This is a genomic window from Microcoleus sp. CAWBG58 (assembly GCF_020883045.1).
GTDB lineage: Bacteria > Cyanobacteriota > Cyanobacteriia > Cyanobacteriales > Microcoleaceae > Microcoleus.
Genome location: NZ_JAHRFA010000074.1, coordinates 15406 through 36133, shown reverse-complemented (window position 1 = coordinate 36133; position 20728 = coordinate 15406). Strand labels below are relative to the sequence as shown.

The following is a 20728-nucleotide window of genomic DNA, read 5'->3' as shown; positions in this document are numbered from 1 at the left end:
AGTCCCGAACAATTTTTTGGCAATAATAAGGCAACAAATGGAGTCATATTTTAATTGGTATCTCGGTAAAAAATGAGTAAGATTACTCATTGACAACAGTGTTTTTAGCTTAACTTGTGACTAATGACAGTCAACAGTCAACGGTCAACAATCAACAATTAACAATTAACTTCCGTAACTTCCCAAGAATTGACTTTGCACGCCCCAGCTAAAGAAAAGTAGCGCCTAGTAGATTCCGGCAAAATAGCTCCCGCCAACAAAGCATTATCTAAATTAGCTCCTATTAAAGTCGCCTCGCTCAAATCGGCCGCCATCAAATCTGCTTGACACAATTTTGCCCAATTCAGATTTGCCCCTTTCAAACAACTTCCCCTAAACTTAGCGCCGGTTAAGTTTGCTCCCGCCAACTTCACTCCCCGCAACTGAGCCGCGCTGAAATTCGCTCCCGCCAAATTCGAGCCTTCCAAATTAGCTCCCATCAATTTAGCTTCGCTGACGTTGACTCCGCTCAAATCTGCACCGCAGAGATTCACGCCTGTCAACTGCGCTCGCCGCAGGCTGACTCCAGTTAATTGAGCACCAAAAAGTTTTGCACTGTTGAGCTTGGCACCGTAAAGGTTTGCCCATTTAAAATTAGCTCCCGTGAGGTTCGCGCCCAGCAAGTTAACTAATTGCAAGTCGGCGCTGCACAAATTGGCATTCCACAACACAGCACTCCGTAGGTTGGCGCTGGTTAAAGTGGCGCCGCTTAACTTTACCCTGGGCATTTTTGCTTTGACTAAAAAAGCTCCGCTCAGATTGGCTTTTGTCAAATCTGCGCCTGAGAGTTTGGTTTCGCCCATTTTGGCAAAACTGAGATTTGTTCTTTGCATCTGTGCGCCTTTGAGGCTTGCTTTGGTGAGAAACGCTCTGCTGAGGTTCGCCCCTGAAAGATTAGCGCGCGAAAGGTTGACTCCGATTAAGATTGCTCCGCTGAGGTTTGCCCCGCTCAGATCGGCTCCAGCAAAGTCTCTTTGTCCTTTTTCGTAATTGTTGAGCAGTTCGCTAACTTCCATAGGGCGTGATACCTTCTCTGATTGGGGAGTTCGATCGAGAAATCTTTACTCTTAGGGTTGTTTCAGAAATTATACTGTTACAAAAATTAGACTGTTTTAGCGTTGGCCTCAAACGGTATAACTCCAGTTAGCATTACTTTCTGTTCAAACGCGATCTCTTAATAAAGATTTTATATTGTTCTCTCGGTGGCGATCGCCATTTCGGTACTTTTGAATTAAAAGTTAATGTTTCGTGACATAGATAGTCATTCCTTAACGATCGGCATTAATCCGCAATTTCAGCCTCAGCGTGCCCTTGAATCCTGCGGGAGGTTGCCAGGAGTTCAAGGCTGCTTTGAGACTTTCAAGGGTGTCTGTTCCTTGCAAACTCGAGGTTTGACTGTCGATTGCCACTTTCGCAACACGGCCGTCTTGTACGGATAAATCCCACACCGTCTCGCCGCTAACCGCCGCTGGGAGATTAACAGAGCGCAGGTATTTATTCAGAGATGCGATCGCCCCAGCATCCAATCCGGGAGCGCTGACTACTTGCAAGCGAGCAGCAATCTGCTGCTGGCGCGGTGGTGGCGGTGGTGGTGGTGGCGGTGGCACCATTCTCGCAGGAGCTGGACTCATTGGTAGCGGGCTGTTAATCCCGCCAAAGTTGCGAGCACCACCTCTGGTTTGCTCCCGATCCTGGGCTGGGACAATACCTTGATAGCTGACACCCTGCGGCAATTCCACGGGCACTTGCACGCGGCGCCGAGCACCATCAGGTTCGACTCGCACTTCTTCGCTCACAGCCACAAAAGCCGTGTATTCCGACAGCAAGCGATAAGCCAAAGCTGTATTAGTCACAGCTTCCACCAAAGAAGGAGTCTCGCCGCCAAACATTTGATTCATTAAATCTTTAATGCGCGATCGCCCCCAAAGTTGAGCTACCGCTGGATTGCCAAAATCCGTAACAATTGCTGTGCCTGAAGTTGACTCCCGTTGTCTCCCTCCGGATCGAGCAAAATTAACAGGTAAAATTTGCTCGTAAGCTTTGCCGCCCGCTTGAGTGCCGCGGATGCGAAGTTGGCCGTTAGTTCGATCGCTCTTTTTGCCAAACAACACCAGCGGCTGACTGGTAAATAAGTCTGGGGGTGCGATCGGATAAATCTCCGGTTTTTCGCCCGTTCCTTCCCAACTAATTTCAATATTAGTCAATACCGGACTGTTAATTTGACGGAAAAATTTTTCAGCAGCTTCCGCCGAAGGTTCATCTTGACGAATTACTTGAGACGTGCCTCTACCAACTTGAGCCAAACGGTTGAGCAAAAACCGATTCACCGAACTGCCAACACCAAAACTGTAAAGTCGATTCCCAGGCTTTATACTCCGCTCCACAAGAGCCAAAACTTCTTTTTCATTGCCAATATAACCGTCAGTAATTAGTACAATACTCCGCAGCCTTTCCGTTGGTGCAGCCGGAAACTTCATCACAGCTTGAATGCCGTTGAGCAGTTCTGTGCCGCCGTTAGCTTGCAACCGATCGATATAATTAATTGCGCTTTGTCGATTTTCCGCAGTATTCGCTAAAGGAGTAGCGGACAGCGCTTGCGCCGTGTTGGCAAAATCAATAATCGTAAAAGTATCCTTGGGATTCAGCCCTTGAATGAAGCGGCGCATCAACTCCTTAGATTTTGCTAGCGGTTCGCCCTGTTGAGAACCGGAAGTATCCATCAGAAACACGACATCTTTCGGTACAATTTCATTAGTTTTGTAGTTTAATGCCGGAATCAAATAAGTGGCAAAATGACCGCCCCGTTCGTCGGCTTGACTCAAAACTGTGGCACGAGTATTTTCGCCCGATACTCGATAGCGGAGAATTAAATCTTTATTGGGAATTGTGTCATAGTTCGCTAGCTGGACGCGCACAAGATTGTCGCTGCGTTCTGTTGTAATTTGATGGGAAATAGAGCGGACATCGCCGATCGCAACTCCAGCATCGATTTCTACCGAAATAGCGATATCGCGGCCCGATCGCGTACCCGGAGGCAAGAGAGGCGGGTTTATGCGACTAGCGTCGGTATTAACCCCCCCCTGCCCCCCCCTTGCTAAGGGGGGGGATAGAGTGTTGTTGCCATCTCTGGCCCCTGAAGATTCAGAACTATCGCCCCCCCTTGCTAAGGGGGGGTTGGGGGGGGTTAGATTTCCCGAAATATAGCGCGGGCCAACCACAGTGGGAAACACAAATTCGTAATCGCCACCGGCAAATTTGAGACTCTCGGTGTAGCGAATCGTAACTTCAATCTTTTCTCCCGGTTTGATATTAGCCAGAGACTGAGTAAAAATATTATCGCGTTCTTGTTGCAACAAACCCGCAGTCCTACCTTGCTCTCTAGCTTTTTGGTAAATTTCCAAAGCTTCATCGCGGCGTTTGATATTAGCTTTAATAATGCGATCGCCGATTTTAATTTCCATATCGTCCACCGCCGCTTCATCGGGCAGGGGAAATACATAAACAGCTTCTAAAGATTCGGGAAAAGGATTTTCAAATTTTTGAATAACTTCGACGCGGGAGATATTGCCAGCAATTTTAGCTTTAACTTCAGTGTGCTTGAGAGTAAAGACTTGTTCTGTAGCGGTATTTTGAGTTTTGACGAACAAACCGCCGACTGGGCAGCGAGTTTCGGGCGATCGCGCGCCCTTACAACTAACATCATTACTAGCGAGGATTTGCGGCGACAGAGACGAATGATTTTGCCCAGGAGTGTTTGCCTGCGCCCCATGGGGAGCGAGAATAGCGCCGCACTCATTAGCGAAGCCCTCGAAGAGGATCGCTGCGATCGATGCGATACCACCAGAAAGCAACCGTTGACGGGATAGAACGCAGACAAACTTCATAGCAGTTTTTTTATCAGACTTGAGGTGCTCTATCTATCATGACTTTACCATTGGCGAAACGTTCCTGAGTTAGCTGTTTACGAAAAATGACTAAACGGGATTTGAGATTGTAGATTAAAGATTTTACAACTCGACAGCCGCAGATTGGGACTGGAATCGGTATCGAGGTTGTTTCGGGCGATCGACTGCTAACCCACCCAAATGCTAAATATTGTATAATAGTTAGATGGCTTAAATAATTTTCAACTCAACTGTTCAGCCTCTAATAAATTTAAATCACCATGAGTTTCATTAATCCCAAAACCGACTTTGCCTTTAAAAAAATCTTCGGCTCTGCCAATAGCAAGGATATTTTGATTAGCTTCTTGAATGCGATTATCTACGAAGCAAATCCTGTTATCGAAGACTTAGAAATTCTTGACCCTTATTTAGCTCCCAAAATCAAAGGAGTTAAAAATACTTACTTGGATGTTAAAGCTAAAATTGGTGGTACAAAGACAGTAATTATCGAAATGCAGGTATTGAATGTAGAATCCTTTGACAAGCGGGTTTTATATAATGCCACCAAAGCTTACTCAGTACAACTAAAAAGCGGAGAAAATTACGATCTTTTAAATCCCGTAATTGCCTTGACGATTACCGATTTTGAAATGTTTGAACATCTGGAAACGGTAATTTCCCGGTTTTGCATCAAAGAGAAAAACAATAAAATGGATTACTTGGCGGATCAATTAGAATTTGTTTTTGTTGAATTGCCCAAATTTGACAAAACTTTAGAAGAATTAGAGACTTTGACTGACAAGTGGATATATTTCATGAAAACCGCTCGGACGTTAAGGTCGGTACCAGAAGAGTTGGGGAATGTGCCGGAACTCCGTAAAGCTTTTGAAATTGCCAATGAAGCAAATCTAGATCCCGATGAATTGGAAGATTTGGAAAGGCGAGAAATTTTCATTCAAGACCAGCGCGGCGCCATGACAAAAGCTACCAGAATCGGGATTGAACAAGGTATCAAACAAGGTATCGAACAAGGTATCGAACAAGGTATCGAACAAGGTATCAAACAAGGACAAGTACAATTAATTTTGTCGCTTTTGGAGTCCCGTGTCGGCCCGCTGTCGCCGGAGATCCAAACTCGCATCAATCAGTTATCCGCTGAGCAATTAGAAAATTTAGGGAAATCCATTTTTGAGTTGGCTAGTGTGCCAGATTTGACCGATCGCTTGCAGGCATATTCTCGATCGAGGTAAAAGAAGCGGGAGCATCTGTGTTTTACAATACGCGAGCTCTTAAGCTCGCACTACAAAAAAATGCTTTTTACAAAACTCAGATGCTCCCAAAGAAGCGTTGGTTTCTGGTTCGCCTTTGTCTCCTCTAAAAGCGAGCTGAGGAATATTTAAAAGTCGGGGAATTGGCGATCGCACTCCAAACCCATGCCAACCAGCCGATTCAGCTAATGGGTGACTCATCGTATCCGCACCCGTATTTGGGAAATGCTCAAACCCTGCTGGACAATTTTGGATTTTAGCTCTTAGATTTGAGTGTTACCTTCTTAACTAGAAAGATCTAAAGTCAAAAATTTATGACCAAATTTGTGTTTGTGACCGGCGGCGTGGTTTCCAGTATCGGCAAGGGAATTGTCGCTTCTTCTCTAGGTCGCTTATTGAAATCCCGGGACTACTCTGTCTCGATTTTGAAGCTAGACCCCTATATTAACGTTGACCCCGGTACTCTCAGCCCGTTTCAACACGGAGAAGTATTCGTCACCGAAGACGGTGCGGAAACTGACCTGGATTTGGGGCACTACGAGCGTTTTACCGATACTTCCATGTCTCGCCTCAACAGCGTCACCACGGGTTCGATTTATCAAGCCGTGATTAATAAGGAACGCCGCGGCGAGTATCAAGGGAGCACGGTGCAGGTGATTCCCCACATCACTAATGAGATTAAAGAGCGCATTTTTCGGGTAGCAAAAAATACTAATCCTGATGTGGTGATTACGGAAATTGGCGGCACCGTGGGAGATATTGAATCTTTGCCGTTTTTGGAAGCCATTCGCCAGTTTCGCAAGGCTGTCGGACGGCAAAATGTTGTGTATATGCACGTGACGCTGATACCTTGGATTCCGTCGGCTGGGGAGATGAAGACTAAACCGACTCAGCACTCGGTTAAGGAGTTGCGGTCGATCGGCATTCAACCAGATATTTTAGTCTGTAGGTGCGATCGACCTTTACCTCTGGGCCTCAAACAAAAATTGTCAGAATTCTGCAACGTACCCGAAGAATGCGTCATCACAGCTCAAGATGCCAAAAGTATCTACGAAGTACCGCTGATGATGGAACAGGAAGGTTTGGCGGAACAAACCATCAATTTGCTGCAACTCGAACAGCGGCCACCCGATTTGACTCAGTGGCAAACCTTAGTCAAACGGCTGTATAGCCCCAGCCACAAGATTGAGATTGCTTTGGTTGGCAAATACGTGCGGTTGAATGATGCTTATCTTTCGGTGGTGGAAGCTTTGCGGCACGCCGCAATCTCGATCGGCTGCGACCTAAATTTGCACTGGATTAACTCAGAAGATTTAGAATCGGGAAACATCGAAAACTATCTCCAAAATATCAACGGCATTGTTGTGCCCGGAGGTTTTGGGATTCGGGGAGTTGACGGCAAAATAGCTGCGATTCAATATGCCAAACACCATAAAATACCATTTTTGGGATTGTGTTTGGGGATGCAGTGTGCTGTCATCGAATGGGCGCGCAACACCGCCCAGCTAGAGGATGCCAACAGCGCTGAATTCAACCCGGATACAGCAAATGCAGTAATTAATTTATTGCCAGAACAGCAAGATGTAATCGATTTGGGCGGTACGATGCGACTGGGTTTGTATCCGTGCCGCGTAAACCCGGACACCCTCGCTTTCAAACTGTATCAAAAAGAAGTGATTTACGAGCGGCACCGCCACCGATACGAGTTCAACAATGCCTACCGCAATCTTTTCTTAGAATCAGGCTATGTAGTATCCGGCACATCTCCCGACGGCCGACTCGTAGAAATGATCGAATTGCCCAACCATCCCTTTTTCATCGCCAGTCAATTTCACCCCGAATTCCAATCTAGGCCTAGCGCCCCACACCCTTTGTTTCAGGGGTTTATCCAAGCAGCGAGCTCTCAGGGAAAGCAGGATGTTTTAGAAGCAGAGGCTCGCGACTTAGTAGCAGGGAAACTTGCAGGAGCCTGATCTCATCTCATGTGCGATCGATAGTTTTGATATATTGGATGTCTGTAGGGCGGGCCAGAGCAAACAATATTCAAATCCGGCAGACAATCTCTGTAGAAAACTCGCCCAACCCAACAATAGGATTTGATTCGGGTTGCACTTACTAGACATGATATCGGGGAGCCTTCTCAACGACTGAAAAACCTTACCTCCCGACCCTAGCTTACATGGGTTGGGGGGTAGTACCCGAAGCCAGAAGGGAGAAGGCAGAAGGTAAAAATTGCGGATCTTTTTACTTAACTTTTTAGCTGGGATTTCAATGGTGATACCAATCTCACAAAACAATACAACTGTAGGCAATATCCTAACCATCACAGTCATCTGTCATTCTCAGTCTAAAATCGTAAGGGCGATCGCCCTAGCCGAAGTCTAAAATCTCAAATCTAAAATTGTATGAGTTGTCAAACTATCCTAAAATACCAGAAAACGCAGGTTTGAGGAGGTTTTGTGTTGTGGCTTACTGGAGTAAAATTACTTATGAGAAAAATACATACATAATTGACCTTGACACTATTAGTGCTTTTTCTAGCGAACCGGATAACAAGCGTATTACTTTTTGGCTGCCGAATAGCAGTCTGCCGATTATCCTCAATCCCCAAGGAAATTATGAGGCTTACAAGCAAATTCTCGATTACCTCAAAAGAACGATCGATCGCAATTCTAAAGGTTCCTGGATTAAAATTAATTACGAGCGCAAAGAATTTGCGATCGATCTGAGTCGAATCAGCTCTTTTGGTTGCGAACAGAACGGTCGGTTAATCAGCTTTTGCCTGCCTGACAGCGGTACTAATATTATTATCATGCGCGAAAGCAACTCGGACACTTATCTAAAAATTCAGGAATATATTAAAAATATAACTGGGCACTCTCTGCCATAAAGAAGTCATTAGTCGTTAGTGATATCATGTGCTATCCATGACCATAATAAAAATGGTTTGTAGTGCGTCCTGGCGTCCGCTCTGAAACTGCGGACGCCAGGACGCACTACAAACTGATTTGCCAAGCTAATTTTGCTGCGCCTACCATGCCTGCTTGATTGCCCAATTGAGCAACCAATAATTGCAAACCTTCGCGAGAACTCGGCAGCACGCGCCGCTCTATTTCGGCTCGAACTGCTGGCAAGAAAAACTCGGCACCTGCACTAATTCCGCCACCGAGAATAATAGCTTCTGGTGTTAAAATATAAATAATACTTGCTAAACCGATACCGAGATAGCGACCGTAATTTCTCCAAAATTCTAAAGCTTTAGCATCTCCAGACTTAGCTAAATTGGCTAATTCTAAGGGTTCCAAACCAGTATCGCGGCGAATTGCTAGCACGGAAATGTACTGTTCTAAAGAACCCTGATTGCCACTATTACACTCGGGGCCGTCGGGATTTATCGAAATTAATCCTAATTCTGCGGCAGCACCTAAATGACCTGTAAATAGTTTGCCATCTAGGATAACTGCACCGCCGACTCCTGTTCCTAATGTTAGTAAAATTAGGTTTTTAAAGTTTTTTCCGGCGCCCAACCAAGCTTCTCCCAATCCGGCACAATCGGCATCATTTGCTAATATTGTGGGGAGTCCGGTTTTAGCTTCCAACCAGTCAGCTAGGGGGACGTTGTGCCAGTTTTTGAGGTTGATTGCGACTCGGGCTATTCTGCCGGCTGCGTCTGCTGGGCCTGGTGTGCCAATGCCGATCGCACATATTCGATCCCCCCCCAGCCCCCCCTTAAGAAGGGGGGGAGTTTGAAGTTCAACCCCCTTCTTAAGGGGGGGAGTTTGAAGTTGTAAAATAGCATCGGTGATGGCGGCTAAAACGGCTTCTGGAGTAGCGGGTTGAGGCGTTGGGACTGTTAAGGATTGGTGACAAATGCCGTCTTCGCTGAATCTGCCGAGTTTAATTGCGGTGCCACCTAAGTCAATGCCGATTACTTGTGCCATTACGATTTAAGTTTGTAGTGAGGACTTCAGTCCTCTTTCGTCTTATTTGAGTGTGTGAAAATTAGCGACGGATGCGGCGCTTAATTGCTAAGAATATCATGGCGATCGCTCTGAGTCTATTAAATTCTTAGCCTGCTATATAAATCCTATTCATCCTCTCCACCTCCGCGATTCGCATCCCCAGAAATACCCAAACCATCCCCAACAAACACCGCCTCAATCACATTCCCATACCCACCAGCATCATCCTCAACCACCGGCAGCGGAAATCGTGTCAAAATCTCCCGCCCAATATCCCCCGCCACCTCCGACAATTCACCGCTGCGAATTCTACCCAACAATTCCAGCCTGCGCGCCAATTCCTGAAGCGATTCCACCGCATCCGTAGGGGCGATGCCCCCGTGCTCGCCCTCCTCCTCAAACTCCTCAAACAATCGACTTCCAAACCGTCGCAACCAAGCCGCCAATTCACCATCTTTCAGGCGTTTTGCGATTAAGAATCCCGCGACATCCCCTCGACTCCAGCCGGCATTCACCCCTTCCAGGATTTCCATGAATTTCGACTCGTATTCCGCGTCTGTTAGGGTGGGGCGGGGCTGTGGCGGTGGCGCAGGTGGGGGTGTGTTTCCCAATAAGCGCTGGATTAGTTGTTTGAGGAATTGCCAAATTTTGTTTAGCATTTGTCGGGTTAGGTATGTTGTTGCGCTTGGGCACTCTTACATATATATAATAAAGAGCGCTGAAGCGCAACTACGTACCTTTTTTAGTTTGATACCAGAAATACTGCTTTATTTTTACTTGAATTCTGTATAAATCCTATGAATCTTTAGGTATGTTGTTGCGCTTTAGCGCTCTTTACATATATAAGAAAGAGCGCTAAAGCGCAACTACGTACCTTTTACCCGAAAAACTGGTTTGTTGCTACTTTAATAGCGGATAATAAAGTTCTCCAGTTGAGTTGATATAACCAGCCCGATCGCCCGCCATGTTTCCCGTGCCCATAAATACGTCAACTCTCCCCGCACCTTTAATCGCACCACCCGTATCTTGATCCAACACAAACCGATTCACGGCATTTTGTTCGAGTTTCCCCGCCGCATTGGGATAGGGAAGTTTCGTGCTAATTAATGCTAGCGCGCCTGGAGGCATTAACACTTTGTCGGTGGCGATCGACCTTTCGGCAGTTACTGGCACTCCAATGCTGCCAGTAGCAGGTGCTCCGTTAGTATTCTGGAAGAAGACAAAGCTTTGATTCTTCGGCAAATACTTGTCCATGTCTGCCGGAAAATTGGTAAAATATTCGTTGAGTTTCGGCAATGTTAGCTGCTCTAAAGTAAACTTGCCATCCTTAACTAATTCTCGCCCGACACCTGTATAACTGTGACTGGTTTTCCCCGCGAAACCCACTGTCATCACGCCACCGTCTGTTAACTGCAACTTCGCCGAACCTTGGACGTGGACGAGAAATGCTTGGAATCGATCGCGCAACCAGACTAATTCCAATCCCCGCAGCAATCCTTTGCTTCCCTGCAAAGCATCCGCACCTTCCAATTCCAATCTAGTTGGGTGAGGTTGGCGCCAAGAACCGAGGTTTGGTGGTGCCTTGTACAGGGGATAACGGTATTCGGAATTAGGCGTGCGAGAAGCTTGGTAAGTCGGCTCGAAATAACCGGTAAATGCTACTGTTCCTTTGTTGTCTTTGCCGATCGACTTATAAAACACAAACTCCCGCTTGACTGATTCCTGGAGTTGTGTTGGAGTTGTAGAACTGACAACTAATTCGCGGAATCGAGCGAGCGATCGCCGAACTCGATCGCGCGTAATACCTGAAACCCGATAGCGACTGTAAGCACTCTTCGCGGCCTGGGAGTTAAGATAACCGAGGCTGTAGTCGATCGACTTTAACAGCAATTGTTTATCCCCAGCTTTGCCATTTTCGCCCCAGATTTGAGCGTCAAAGGCGATCGACTCCAATTCACTCGCTGGTAATTGACTTACACTAATTTGTTGCAGCGCCGGAATGGCGATCGCCGGAACAGAAAATGCGATCGCCAAAACACAACAGGCGATCGCCAATAGCTGATAGCGAAAAATCTTGCTCAATTTCTAAATTTCCCTAATCAATTGATAACTTTCCTAGTCGATCATTCATCGTATCGTTCGATACTAGAACTAAACAGCGGTTCTACGCGAATTGCGAGAATACTGGAAGGGCGAACTACCATGTATTCTCCTTGAATATTTTTGATCGGAACATTGACAAATTCTGACGAATCTTGTTTGGGAACCAGGGTTTTATACCACTGTTGAAAATCCGGCAGAGTTGCAAAACGGATTTCTTCGCGGTGGCCGCCATCAAGCAGCAGGTGCACGGAATATTCGCTGGGTGTTCTGGGCATATGTGTATTTTAGATTTTTGATTTTAAGCTTTTAGAACGATTTCACATTCTACCTGATACTCGGCACATTCCCTCATTTAGTAGGTTGGAGAGGGGGAGAGGGGGAGAGGGGGAGAGATTGGTACTAACTAAGATTGTCACATCCTTAGCGGGCGATCGATGTTTGCGGGTAGGGAAACGGCAGGGTGCGGTGTCCTCCCTCCATCTACCGCCCCTGCACGGCTGGATGTACGATTGTCACATCCTTGGCCGGTTTAGAGGGCAATTTCATCATCCCATCCGGTGGATTTTACCCGTTTCCCACAGTCAGGAGACGGTAGTACCCATTGGTATCAACTTAAGCCGTTAGCCCGCCAGATTCCTGCCGCCCACCCGCCAGCCCGCCAGGGACTCAAGTCCCTGGCTAATAGAAGACAGTCCTCTCAAAAAGGACTAATGAGTTCTTGAGTCCTCTTTGAGAGGACTTTCGCTTTGATGCAGGGGTTTCAGCCCCTGCCGGACTATCGGACTGCGGGTTTGACGTTAAGTTGACACTCCTTGGGTAGTGCCGTGTCCCTACCACGATCGCGCGCCAGACCAAGATTGTGTATATTACAGCACGATTTGACCGCAACATTTAAAATAGTCTGGATTTAGCGATCGACTGCAGCCTTTCCCCATCAATATTTCTCGTTAGCTGGCGGTGTCTGTCAGCCGGAGTTTCGAGGTTCCGCTTGTAAACTGCTGATAATGGTGCACAATTTCAAATTAACAACAAAACTTGCACTGTTTTGAGTAAGCTTTTGGTGGAACAGCTCAGAGAGCCTGTTTCTAAAAATGATGCAAAATATCAAATTTATCATCAATCCTGTCCAATTACCAATTACGAACCTATGCCCCGCCGCCAAGACTTAAAAAAGATTCTCCTGATTGGTTCCGGCCCAATTGTTATCGGCCAAGCGTGCGAGTTCGACTATTCGGGGACACAAGCTTGCAAAGCTTTGCGAGAAGAAGGTTATGAAGTAGTGCTGGTGAATTCCAACCCTGCAACGATTATGACCGATCCGGAAACTGCCGATCGCATTTATATCGAACCTCTAACGCCGGCCATCCTCGAACAAATCATCGCTAAAGAAAGACCTCAAGCAATTTTACCGACTATGGGAGGTCAAACAGCACTCAATTTAGCAGTTGCCGTTGCTAAAAATGGTGTTTTGGAAAAATACGATGTAGAGTTAATTGGCGCTAAATTGCCAGCCATTGAAATGGCAGAAGACAGGCTGTTATTTAAGGAAGCGATGGCACGAATTGGTGTGGCAGTTTGTCCTTCGGGAATTGCTAACAATCTCGACGAAGCCAAAGCAATCGGCCACCAAATTGGTACTTATCCGTTAATTATCCGTCCGGCTTTTACAATGGGCGGCACGGGAGGTGGCATTTCTTACAATCAAGAAGAGTTTGAAGAAATGGCCCAAGGCGGCGTTGATGCGAGTCCCGTATCGCAAATTTTGATCGAACAATCTTTGATCGGTTGGAAAGAGTACGAACTCGAAGTGATGCGGGATTTGGCAGATAATGTAGTGATTATTTGTTCGATCGAAAATATCGACCCGATGGGAATTCACACCGGCGATTCGATTACCGTCGCGCCGGCCCAAACTCTGACAGACAAAGAATATCAGCGCCTGCGGGATGCTTCGGTGAAAATTATCCGCGAAATTGGAGTAGAAACAGGCGGTTCTAACATTCAATTTGCAGTGAATCCAGTCAACGGCGATTTTATTGTAATTGAAATGAATCCCCGGGTTTCTCGTTCCTCCGCCTTGGCCTCGAAAGCAACAGGTTTCCCGATCGCCAAAATGGCGGCAAAATTAGCAGTAGGTTACACCCTAGACGAAATTTCCAACGATATTACCAAGAAAACTCCGGCGTCTTTTGAACCGACAATTGACTACGTAGTAACGAAGATTCCCCGATTTGCCTTTGAAAAGTTCCCGGGTTCCGAACCGACTCTGACAACGCAAATGAAGTCAGTAGGAGAGGTAATGGCGATCGGGCGCAGCTTCAACGAATCTTTCCAAAAAGCACTGCGGGGATTGGAAACTGGCCGCGCAGGTTTCGGGTGCGACAAACCGGAAAAGTTGCCGAGTTTGGAACAAATTCGCGCCGGTTTACGAACGCCAAATCCCGATCGCATTTTTACAGTCCGTCACGCGATGATGATGGGAATGTCCGTGGAAGACATCTTTGAACTCACAGCAATTGACCCCTGGTTTTTGGATAAAATGCAGGAATTGCTGGAAGCGGAGAAGTTTTTGAAACGAACTGCGCTCAAACAGTTGACAAAAGACACAATGTTTGAAATAAAGCAGTTGGGATTTAGCGATCGCCAAATTGCTTACGCTACAAAAACATCGGAAGATGAAGTCCGCGCCTACCGCAAAGAATTGGGCGTAGTACCGATTTACAAAACAGTTGATACCTGTGCCGCTGAATTTGAAGCCTTTACACCATATTACTATTCCACCTACGAAGCGGGAGCAGCAATTTGGGAATTGGGCGATGAAGAAAAGAAGATTTCGCCTGTCGGCCACAGTCTGGCGCCGGAGTCGGAAGTTTTGCCTTCTACCAAGCGCAAAGTCATGATTTTAGGTGGCGGGCCGAACCGGATCGGACAGGGGATTGAGTTTGATTATTGTTGCTGTCACGCTTCCTATTCCCTCGGGGAAGACGGGTTTGAGACAATTATGGTCAACTCGAACCCGGAGACGGTTTCTACAGATTACGATACGAGCGATCGCCTTTATTTTGAACCGCTAACCAAAGAAGATGTTCTCAACATCATCGAGGCGGAAAATCCCGAGGGAGTAATCATTCAATTTGGCGGACAAACGCCGCTGAAATTGGCGCTTCCTTTGCAAAAAGCTCTCGAAAATCACCCCGACGTACAAACAAAAATCTGGGGAACTTCCCCGGATTCTATTGATGCGGCAGAAGACAGGGAAAGATTTGAAAAGATTCTGCGGGAATTGGATATTCAGCAAGCTGCTAACGGTTTAGCCCGTAGTTTTCAGGATGCTTTGATTGTCGCTCAACGTATCGGTTATCCAGTCGTAGTGCGCCCCAGTTACGTGTTAGGCGGACGAGCAATGGAAATTGTTTATTCCGATGCGGAATTGGAACGTTACATGACTTATGCGGTGTTGGTAGAACCGGATCATCCAATTTTAATTGATAAATTCTTGGAAAATGCGATCGAGGTTGATGTAGATGCGATCGCCGATGCGACTGGCAATGTCACCATCGGTGGTATTATGGAACACATCGAAGAAGCGGGCATCCACTCCGGCGACTCGGCTTGTTCCATCCCTTACCAAACGCTTTCCGACGCAGCCTTAGTCACAATCCGCCGCCAGACAGTGGAACTAGCAAAAGCCTTGAAAGTCATCGGGTTGATGAACATTCAATTTGCGGTACAAGGCGAACAAGTTTTCATTTTGGAAGCTAACCCGCGCGCTTCTCGTACAGTACCTTTTGTATCCAAAGCAATCGGAGTTCCCCTAGCCAAAATGGCATCGCGAGTCATGTCTGGCAAAACTCTGGAAGCTTTAGGTTTTACTAAAGAGATTGTACCAATTCACGTTTCCGTGAAAGAAGCCGTGCTACCGTTTGCTAAATTCCCAGGAACTGATACATTGTTAGGGCCGGAAATGCGATCGACTGGCGAAGTCATGGGAATTGACACAGATTTCGGCAAAGCCTTCGCCAAAGCTCAACTCGGCGCCGGCCAAGTAATGCCGCAGTCGGGAGTTGTGCTGGTTTCGATGCGCGATCGCGATAAACTAGCAGTAGTACCAGTAATCAAGGAATTCTTGGAATTGGGTTTCAAAATAGTCGCAACCCACGGTACGCGCAAAGTTTTGCGAGAGCAAGGTTTAGAGGTAGATTTGGAATTGAAGCTGCACGAAGGGCGGCCAAATTTGTTGGATTCCATCAAGAATGAGAAAATCCAACTAATTATTACCACACCTTCCGGCGAAGAATCCCGCGCCGACGGCATCTTTATCCGCCGCACAGCTTTGACTTACAAAATCCCGATTATTACCACAATAGCCGGCGCTAAGGCGACAGCATCGGGAATTCGATCGCTCAAATCGCATCCGATGGAAGTGAAAGCAATTCAAGACTATTACCCGCAAGCGTAGAGTTATTGTAGGGTGAGAAACACGGTTCGATCCTTAGACCACAGATCCCCCCTAGCCCCCCTTCTTAAGGAGGGGACAAGAAATGCTCAAAGTCTCTCTTCTTAAAGGGTAGATAGGAAATGCTCAAAGTCCCCCTTTTTAAGGGGGATTTAGGGGGATCTAGACTCGGCTATAAACCTACGATACTTATGGCACACCATACAAACTGCGTACCGCCCAAAACCTAATCTGAATGAGAATCCAAAGCACCGCTAGACAGCATCAACCTCGGCCAAACCAACAAGAAAAATCCCATCCAAGCCAATAAAGGAATCGCGACTAAAACAGTTATCCAAACAGTTTTTAGCAAAAACCAACTACCAGAAATTAGACTTGTCCCTGTCAAAAGAATCGACCAAGGCTGACACCACCAGGGTTTGTAATTCCAAGGACTAACAGCTTTTTGTTCGGAAATAGATTTCATGTTTTTAGTGATTTTTCATATATAATAACCCAGTTAGCTCCATTAACCTAATTTAAACATTCATCACCTGTTCGGCTGTCAGCGTTAATTCGGGAAAAGTCCGAGACACAATTCGATCGCTGCCCTTAAACGCAGTTGTTTGATAGTTGCCTTCTGCATCCAAAAGGTGGACAAATACAGTTGGAGTTTTCGGCTTTCCGATGAATTTTGAGCTGGCAATTCCCAAATAATCCACAACCCAATATTCGGAAATTCCGAGACGCTGATACTCGTCAAATTTGTGAATATAATCGACATTCCAATTCATTGATGTTACCTCCACCGCTAACTGAATTGGTTCCCGCATAGCAGCATAGGCAGAACGATCGCAATACCACGAATCGCGATCGATCACACTGACATCGGGTCTCCGCCCTTGTTCTATTCCAGCTTTATTGACGGTTCTGATTGCTGTTTTGCTTTTTACTACATAATTTAAGCTCAGATTTTTGATTTGAGCGTGAAAAGAGTAAAAGATGCAGTCAGCAACATCAATATGATTTCGAGTTGAAATTATTTCGACAATTTCTCCATTTACCAGTTCATAAATTCCCTCTTCGGGACATTCTACAAGGAATTGATCGAAGGTCAGTTTTTGTGTGACTTGTTCAATCATAAGATTTACCCTTGTTTTGCATAAATACTATTACTCTATATTACCACATACAGGAATGAATTTGTTTTTTGACCGCAGATCGAGGCGCATGAGCGGGGACGAACAAAAGATCGTGAAGCGAAGCTATCGGGAGCGTGAATCGCCCTTCTGATGTTTGGCACTGATATTTTATACTTGTGTTTCGCGTAAATGGTAAAATGCGATCGCCCTAGCAAGTTGCACTTAAATATGTTACTGACTTGATACAGTAAAGTGACAATGCTAAAAACCGAGCCACTCCAAGGTCAATCCTGAACCATGAGACTAGACGAAGCCGTAGAATTTGCCGAAAACCCAGAGCCACGGTGTCCCTGCGTCCTCCTGCTGGACACCTCCGGCTCCATGCAAGGCGCACCCATAGACGCTTTGAATGAGGGGCTGGAAGTTTTTAGGAATGACTTAATTAAAGATGAACTAGCTAAAAAGCGAGTCGAAGTCGCAATTATTTCCTTTGACAATAATATCAAAGTCGTGCAAGACTTCGTGACCGCCGATCAGTTCGAGACACCGCTGCTGACAGCCCAAGGACAAACCCACATGGGCGCCGGCATTCAGCTAGCACTAGACACCATCGCCGCCCGCAAATCCGAATACCGCAACAACGGCATTACCTATTACCGCCCGTGGGTATTTATGATTACCGACGGCGAACCTCAAGGCGAATCGGACGATGTTGTGGAAATCGCAGCACAGCGGATTAAAGAGGAAGAAACTAACAAGCGCGTGGCTTTTTTTGCAGTCGGTGTGGAAGGTGCGAATATCTCCCGTCTCGCGGAAATTGTTGAGCGCACTCCTGTAAAATTGAAAGGATTAGACTTTCGAGAGATGTTCATTTGGCTGTCGGCTAGTATGCAGAGAGTTTCTCACTCAAAAATTGACGAACAAGTCGCATTACCGCCGCCCGGATGGGGAACTGTTTAGTCAGTTGACAGTTGACAGTTGACAGTTGACAGTTGGCAGTTGGCATTAATCATTGGTAAGGTGCGAAGTGCTTACAATGAATTGGGAGAATCTCAATTTTGCTTTAAAAGTGCTGTCCCGGCTCGCTTGGCTATAGAAGCGAGCGGGGACAGCACTACATAAAAATGCTTTTTACAACAATGAGATGCTCCCAATCAATTTCCATAGTTTTGAATTTACTAAGTTTTGAATACAAGAGTTATTAATGGATAATTCATTATTTAATTGGCAAGTTGTAGCCGCATCGGTGACTGGTACGAGCCACGAAAAACGATCGCAACCCTGTCAAGATGCCCACTGTTGGCGCGTCTTGTCTAACGGTGTTTTGGTAGCAGCGGTAGCTGACGGCGCGGGTTCGGCTGCACTGGCTGAAGTGGGGGCAAAAATTGCTGTGGAAGCGGTTGTGGAAACGATTTGCCAACAGGATTTGCAGCCTGAAAGTGACGAGGAATGGCAGGTATTTTTTACCGCATCCCTGCAAGTTGCGCGGGCGGCTGTGGAAGCGGAAGCCGCAACCCGGGAAGTGGCGGCGAGGGATTTAGCTTGCACTTTAATTGCGGTTGTGGCTACGCCGGAATTGATCGCTGTTGCTCAGATTGGCGATGGTGCGGCGGTGGCGGGTGATAGTGCGGGAAATGCGATCGCCCTTACGATACCTCCCTGCGGCGAATACATCAATGAAACCATATTTTTGATTTCGCCAAATGCGATCGAAACAGCACAATTTCAGGTAATGCGGCAACAACTGCGTCACTTGGCTGTGTTTTCCGACGGCTTGCAAATGCTCGCTCTCAAAATCCCGGAAGGTACGCCCCACGGGCCGTTTTTTGCACCTTTGTTTCGGTTTTCGGGCACGGCGAAGGAAGATGCGGATGCAAAAGAGCAATTAGAGTCGTTTTTGCGATCGCCCCGCGTGTGCGATCGCACCGATGATGACTTAACATTATTGTTAGCAAGTTTTTCAAGGAATGTCCAATCTGTTTAAATCCCCTTAAAAAATCCGGCTCAAAAATTATGACAGCTCAACGAATTAGTGCAACTAGCTTGTTGCGAGAAACATTTGCCGCTGCGGGAGCTATATACGCTCCCCAGTTGACTATCAACTCTCCCAGTTTAATATTTGCTGTACTCAATAGTGTTGGTCTGGGTTCGGCAGCTATTCCTTTGAATATTATCTACTGGTTCGTGGCAATTCCTTTCTTGTCGGGATCTCTTATTTTCTACACTTACCGAAGTTTGACAGGAAATCAAGTAACTGTGAGTGAGGCTTTCCATCAAGCAAACAGGAGATTGCTGCCACTTATTTTGGTTTATATTATATCTTTTGTGCTAATTTTTGCAGGCTTCATTGCACTAATCATTCCCGGATTGTATGTATCATATCGCTTAATATTTCCACTTTACGCTACCGTCATTGATAACTCTTCGGCGCTTGACAGTCTTAGCAGCAGTTGGGAATTAACCAAAGGGCGCTGGTGGTTGATATTTCGATCGACTTTTCTGATATTTTTTGTAGTTATTGTACCAACAATATTGATTTCCCTATTAATCGATCCGACGGCGAAATCTTTAGCATCTAAGCTTACGGCTAATGTACTGGGATTTTTAGTGGCACCGTTGATGAGTGTTTATTTTGTTTTATTATACCAGCGCCTGCGGGAATCGGCAACAACTATGAAATAGACATCTCCTCAAATAAAGTCAAGGGCTTGCACGATACCTGCCCCACAACAATTGTTCGAGATGTTTAATGAGTGGCGAAAATTTGGTGCGGTTCTATAATAAAATCGAGGTGTCAACAATTCTGGTTTAATCTGTAGAGTAGGTCGTCACTTGCAAGCACAAGAGATTAAGGATAAGCTCAACTCCCTAATTAGCGAAGCAGATCTCATAGATCCGAGTTTAGCGAGAAGATTGGATGAAATCAATCGCTGGGTGAAAGATGTTAAACCCGGTTCGCTAACTGCTAAGAAATTTGTGCTGGCTTTTTTGCTACAGCTTATGCGAGATTCTCAGGTTTGGCTGGCGGTTCAATCTCTACCCTCGGAAGGAGAACGACAAGCGGCGTTTGAGTTAATGACTCCGGGTGAAAGGTATTGGTATAGTTATTTATTTCCTAAATGGCTGAGTGAAAACGATCGCAAATTTTACATCTGGAAACAAAAACTCAAGGCGGGTAAATTCGATCCGGCTGACGATGGCGTCATTCGTGCGATCGCCGCCCGGATAGTCGAACGTCAAGGCAGTGTTTTGTATCGCTATGTAGCAGATCTTTCTATGGCTACCGATTCGATCGTCAGCAACCGCCAACAGCAGCCCCTCTGCATTCAAGTCACTACTCTTTCTGATGAGTTTTCGGAACAAAAATATCAAAAATGGCAACAAACTCTTCAAGGCTGGGGGATTGACAGAGGACTATTTTTAAGTTATGATACAAAAGATGCAAATTTCCTGAACCAGTTAGTTAACATTGCATTATATAATAGTGATAATTTGCCCGCAGGTCGTTACCTTAAATTCCCATAAATTCACCCGATCTGCTGCTGAGAATAGTTCGACTGCTCAAAATTCGGTGAACAAGAAATTTTGAATAACTCGCATATTGCAGAATTTTAGACAATGCCACCAACTTAATCATCAGCCCGCTTCCCTTGGGCCCGAAGGCTACGCCAAGGTTTTTCCTCCCATTCTCTGTTTCCCGGGGGGATATGGCAAAGTGCGTTCAACAGTTGACAGTTGACAGTTGACAGTTGACAGTTTGAGAGGGAACTCTACCCTTAAGTCCGAGGATTGGAGTAATGAATAGTCTGATTTTAATTTATCCCGATCGGCATTGGGGCTTTCAACCAATTCTTTCTGGTAATAGGTAATTGATACGAATGCTAAACAACGAGAA

19 protein-coding genes are annotated in these 20728 nt (G+C 46.1%); 9 read left to right on the top strand and 10 right to left on the bottom strand.

What is annotated here, in order from left to right:
- Window positions 1–158: 158 nt before the first annotated feature.
- Entirely contained in the window at window positions 159–1055 is an 897-nt protein-coding gene (locus QZ918_RS25820) for a pentapeptide repeat-containing protein (protein ID WP_293155181.1), read from the bottom strand.
- Between the two features lie 252 nt (window positions 1056–1307).
- A complete protein-coding gene (locus QZ918_RS25815) occupies window positions 1308–3923 on the bottom strand; it encodes a VIT domain-containing protein (RefSeq protein ID WP_293340067.1) in 2616 nt (871 codons plus the stop codon).
- A 281-nt stretch (window positions 3924–4204) separates the two neighbouring features.
- Between QZ918_RS25815 and QZ918_RS25810 the strand changes: the two genes are divergently transcribed.
- Window positions 4205–5173 carry an Rpn family recombination-promoting nuclease/putative transposase gene (locus QZ918_RS25810; protein ID WP_293340064.1) on the top strand — a complete coding sequence of 323 codons (969 nt, stop codon included), beginning with the start codon at window positions 4205–4207 and terminating at the stop codon, window positions 5171–5173.
- A gap of 39 nt (window positions 5174–5212) precedes the next feature.
- Here QZ918_RS25810 and QZ918_RS25805 read toward each other — a convergent pair whose 3' ends face one another.
- Window positions 5213–5392 carry a hypothetical protein gene (locus tag QZ918_RS25805; protein ID WP_293340061.1) on the bottom strand — a complete coding sequence of 60 codons (180 nt, stop codon included), beginning with the start codon at window positions 5390–5392 and terminating at the stop codon, window positions 5213–5215.
- A gap of 113 nt (window positions 5393–5505) precedes the next feature.
- Here QZ918_RS25805 and pyrG point away from each other — a divergent pair, with 113 nt between their 5' ends.
- Together pyrG and QZ918_RS25795 are read left to right on the top strand one after the other, a co-directional pair.
- Window positions 5506–7164, top strand: a complete 1659-nt coding sequence (gene pyrG / locus QZ918_RS25800) for a CTP synthase (protein ID WP_293340058.1) — start codon at window positions 5506–5508, stop codon at window positions 7162–7164.
- 437 nt (window positions 7165–7601) lie between these two features.
- Entirely contained in the window at window positions 7602–8081 is a 480-nt protein-coding gene (locus QZ918_RS25795; protein WP_293155196.1) for a hypothetical protein, read from the top strand.
- Between the two features lie 106 nt (window positions 8082–8187).
- Here the strand turns inward: QZ918_RS25795 and QZ918_RS25790 are convergent, their stop codons facing one another.
- The 4 genes from QZ918_RS25790 to QZ918_RS25775 all read right to left on the bottom strand — a co-directional run bounded on the left by QZ918_RS25790 (window position 8188) and on the right by QZ918_RS25775 (window position 11531).
- Window positions 8188–9132, bottom strand: coding sequence for an ROK family protein (locus QZ918_RS25790; RefSeq protein ID WP_293340055.1), 945 nt, complete (start codon window positions 9130–9132; stop codon window positions 8188–8190).
- A gap of 146 nt (window positions 9133–9278) precedes the next feature.
- Entirely contained in the window at window positions 9279–9812 is a 534-nt protein-coding gene (locus tag QZ918_RS25785; RefSeq protein ID WP_293340052.1) for a hypothetical protein, read from the bottom strand.
- A gap of 241 nt (window positions 9813–10053) precedes the next feature.
- On the bottom strand, window positions 10054–11235 hold the full coding sequence (mltA, locus tag QZ918_RS25780; protein WP_293340049.1) for a murein transglycosylase A: 1182 nt from the start codon (window positions 11233–11235) through the stop codon (window positions 10054–10056).
- 41 nt (window positions 11236–11276) lie between these two features.
- Window positions 11277–11531 carry a hypothetical protein gene (locus tag QZ918_RS25775; RefSeq protein WP_293155206.1) on the bottom strand — a complete coding sequence of 85 codons (255 nt, stop codon included), beginning with the start codon at window positions 11529–11531 and terminating at the stop codon, window positions 11277–11279.
- Between the two features lie 118 nt (window positions 11532–11649).
- On the opposite strand from QZ918_RS25775, the gene QZ918_RS25770 reads away from it, so the two are divergent.
- Window positions 11650–11880, top strand: a complete 231-nt coding sequence (locus tag QZ918_RS25770) for a hypothetical protein (protein ID WP_293340046.1) — start codon at window positions 11650–11652, stop codon at window positions 11878–11880.
- Window positions 11881–12403: 523 nt separating this feature from the next.
- On the top strand, window positions 12404–15715 hold the full coding sequence (gene carB, locus QZ918_RS25765) for a carbamoyl-phosphate synthase large subunit (RefSeq protein WP_293340072.1): 3312 nt from the start codon (window positions 12404–12406) through the stop codon (window positions 15713–15715).
- Between the two features lie 223 nt (window positions 15716–15938).
- Here the strand turns inward: carB and QZ918_RS25760 are convergent, their stop codons facing one another.
- Window positions 15939–16178 (bottom strand): DUF6737 family protein, encoded by a 240-nt coding sequence (locus tag QZ918_RS25760; protein ID WP_293157989.1) that lies wholly within the window; start codon window positions 16176–16178, stop codon window positions 15939–15941.
- Between the two features lie 52 nt (window positions 16179–16230).
- Window positions 16231–16833: a Uma2 family endonuclease gene (locus QZ918_RS25755; RefSeq protein ID WP_293340043.1), complete on the bottom strand. Its 603-nt coding sequence runs from the start codon at window positions 16831–16833 to the stop codon at window positions 16231–16233.
- Between the two features lie 297 nt (window positions 16834–17130).
- Here QZ918_RS25755 and QZ918_RS25750 point away from each other — a divergent pair, with 297 nt between their 5' ends.
- The 4 genes from QZ918_RS25750 to QZ918_RS25735 all read left to right on the top strand — a co-directional run bounded on the left by QZ918_RS25750 (window position 17131) and on the right by QZ918_RS25735 (window position 20358).
- Window positions 17131–17793 (top strand): vWA domain-containing protein, encoded by a 663-nt coding sequence (locus QZ918_RS25750; protein WP_293157995.1) that lies wholly within the window; start codon window positions 17131–17133, stop codon window positions 17791–17793.
- A 244-nt stretch (window positions 17794–18037) separates the two neighbouring features.
- Window positions 18038–18817, top strand: a complete 780-nt coding sequence (locus tag QZ918_RS25745; RefSeq protein WP_293340040.1) for a PP2C family serine/threonine-protein phosphatase — start codon at window positions 18038–18040, stop codon at window positions 18815–18817.
- Window positions 18818–18846: 29 nt separating this feature from the next.
- Entirely contained in the window at window positions 18847–19515 is a 669-nt protein-coding gene (locus QZ918_RS25740; protein WP_293340038.1) for a DUF7847 domain-containing protein, read from the top strand.
- Window positions 19516–19665: 150 nt separating this feature from the next.
- On the top strand, window positions 19666–20358 hold the full coding sequence (locus QZ918_RS25735; RefSeq protein ID WP_293158004.1) for a hypothetical protein: 693 nt from the start codon (window positions 19666–19668) through the stop codon (window positions 20356–20358).
- Window positions 20359–20496: 138 nt separating this feature from the next.
- Here QZ918_RS25735 and QZ918_RS25730 read toward each other — a convergent pair whose 3' ends face one another.
- Window positions 20497–20682, bottom strand: coding sequence for a hypothetical protein (locus QZ918_RS25730; RefSeq protein WP_293340035.1), 186 nt, complete (start codon window positions 20680–20682; stop codon window positions 20497–20499).
- Between the last annotated feature and the right edge of the window lie 46 nt (window positions 20683–20728).

What these genes read in the sequence shown, in the direction of transcription:
- QZ918_RS25755 (WP_293340043.1), bottom strand. Translation starts at nt 16,833, where the DNA reads ATGATTGAACAAGTCACACAAAAACTGACCTTCGATCAATTCCTTGTA.
- QZ918_RS25760 (WP_293157989.1), bottom strand. Translation starts at nt 16,178, where the DNA reads ATGAAATCTATTTCCGAACAAAAAGCTGTTAGTCCTTGGAATTACAAA.
- QZ918_RS25810 (WP_293340064.1), top strand. Translation starts at nt 4,205, where the DNA reads ATGAGTTTCATTAATCCCAAAACCGACTTTGCCTTTAAAAAAATCTTC.
- QZ918_RS25740 (WP_293340038.1), top strand. Translation starts at nt 18,847, where the DNA reads ATGACAGCTCAACGAATTAGTGCAACTAGCTTGTTGCGAGAAACATTT.
- QZ918_RS25820 (WP_293155181.1), bottom strand. Translation starts at nt 1,055, where the DNA reads ATGGAAGTTAGCGAACTGCTCAACAATTACGAAAAAGGACAAAGAGAC.
- QZ918_RS25750 (WP_293157995.1), top strand. Translation starts at nt 17,131, where the DNA reads ATGAGACTAGACGAAGCCGTAGAATTTGCCGAAAACCCAGAGCCACGG.
- QZ918_RS25790 (WP_293340055.1), bottom strand. Translation starts at nt 9,132, where the DNA reads ATGGCACAAGTAATCGGCATTGACTTAGGTGGCACCGCAATTAAACTC.
- QZ918_RS25785 (WP_293340052.1), bottom strand. Translation starts at nt 9,812, where the DNA reads ATGCTAAACAAAATTTGGCAATTCCTCAAACAACTAATCCAGCGCTTA.
- QZ918_RS25805 (WP_293340061.1), bottom strand. Translation starts at nt 5,392, where the DNA reads ATGAGTCACCCATTAGCTGAATCGGCTGGTTGGCATGGGTTTGGAGTG.
- QZ918_RS25745 (WP_293340040.1), top strand. Translation starts at nt 18,038, where the DNA reads ATGGATAATTCATTATTTAATTGGCAAGTTGTAGCCGCATCGGTGACT.
- QZ918_RS25815 (WP_293340067.1), bottom strand. Translation starts at nt 3,923, where the DNA reads ATGAAGTTTGTCTGCGTTCTATCCCGTCAACGGTTGCTTTCTGGTGGT.
- QZ918_RS25775 (WP_293155206.1), bottom strand. Translation starts at nt 11,531, where the DNA reads ATGCCCAGAACACCCAGCGAATATTCCGTGCACCTGCTGCTTGATGGC.
- pyrG (WP_293340058.1), top strand. Translation starts at nt 5,506, where the DNA reads ATGACCAAATTTGTGTTTGTGACCGGCGGCGTGGTTTCCAGTATCGGC.
- carB (WP_293340072.1), top strand. Translation starts at nt 12,404, where the DNA reads ATGCCCCGCCGCCAAGACTTAAAAAAGATTCTCCTGATTGGTTCCGGC.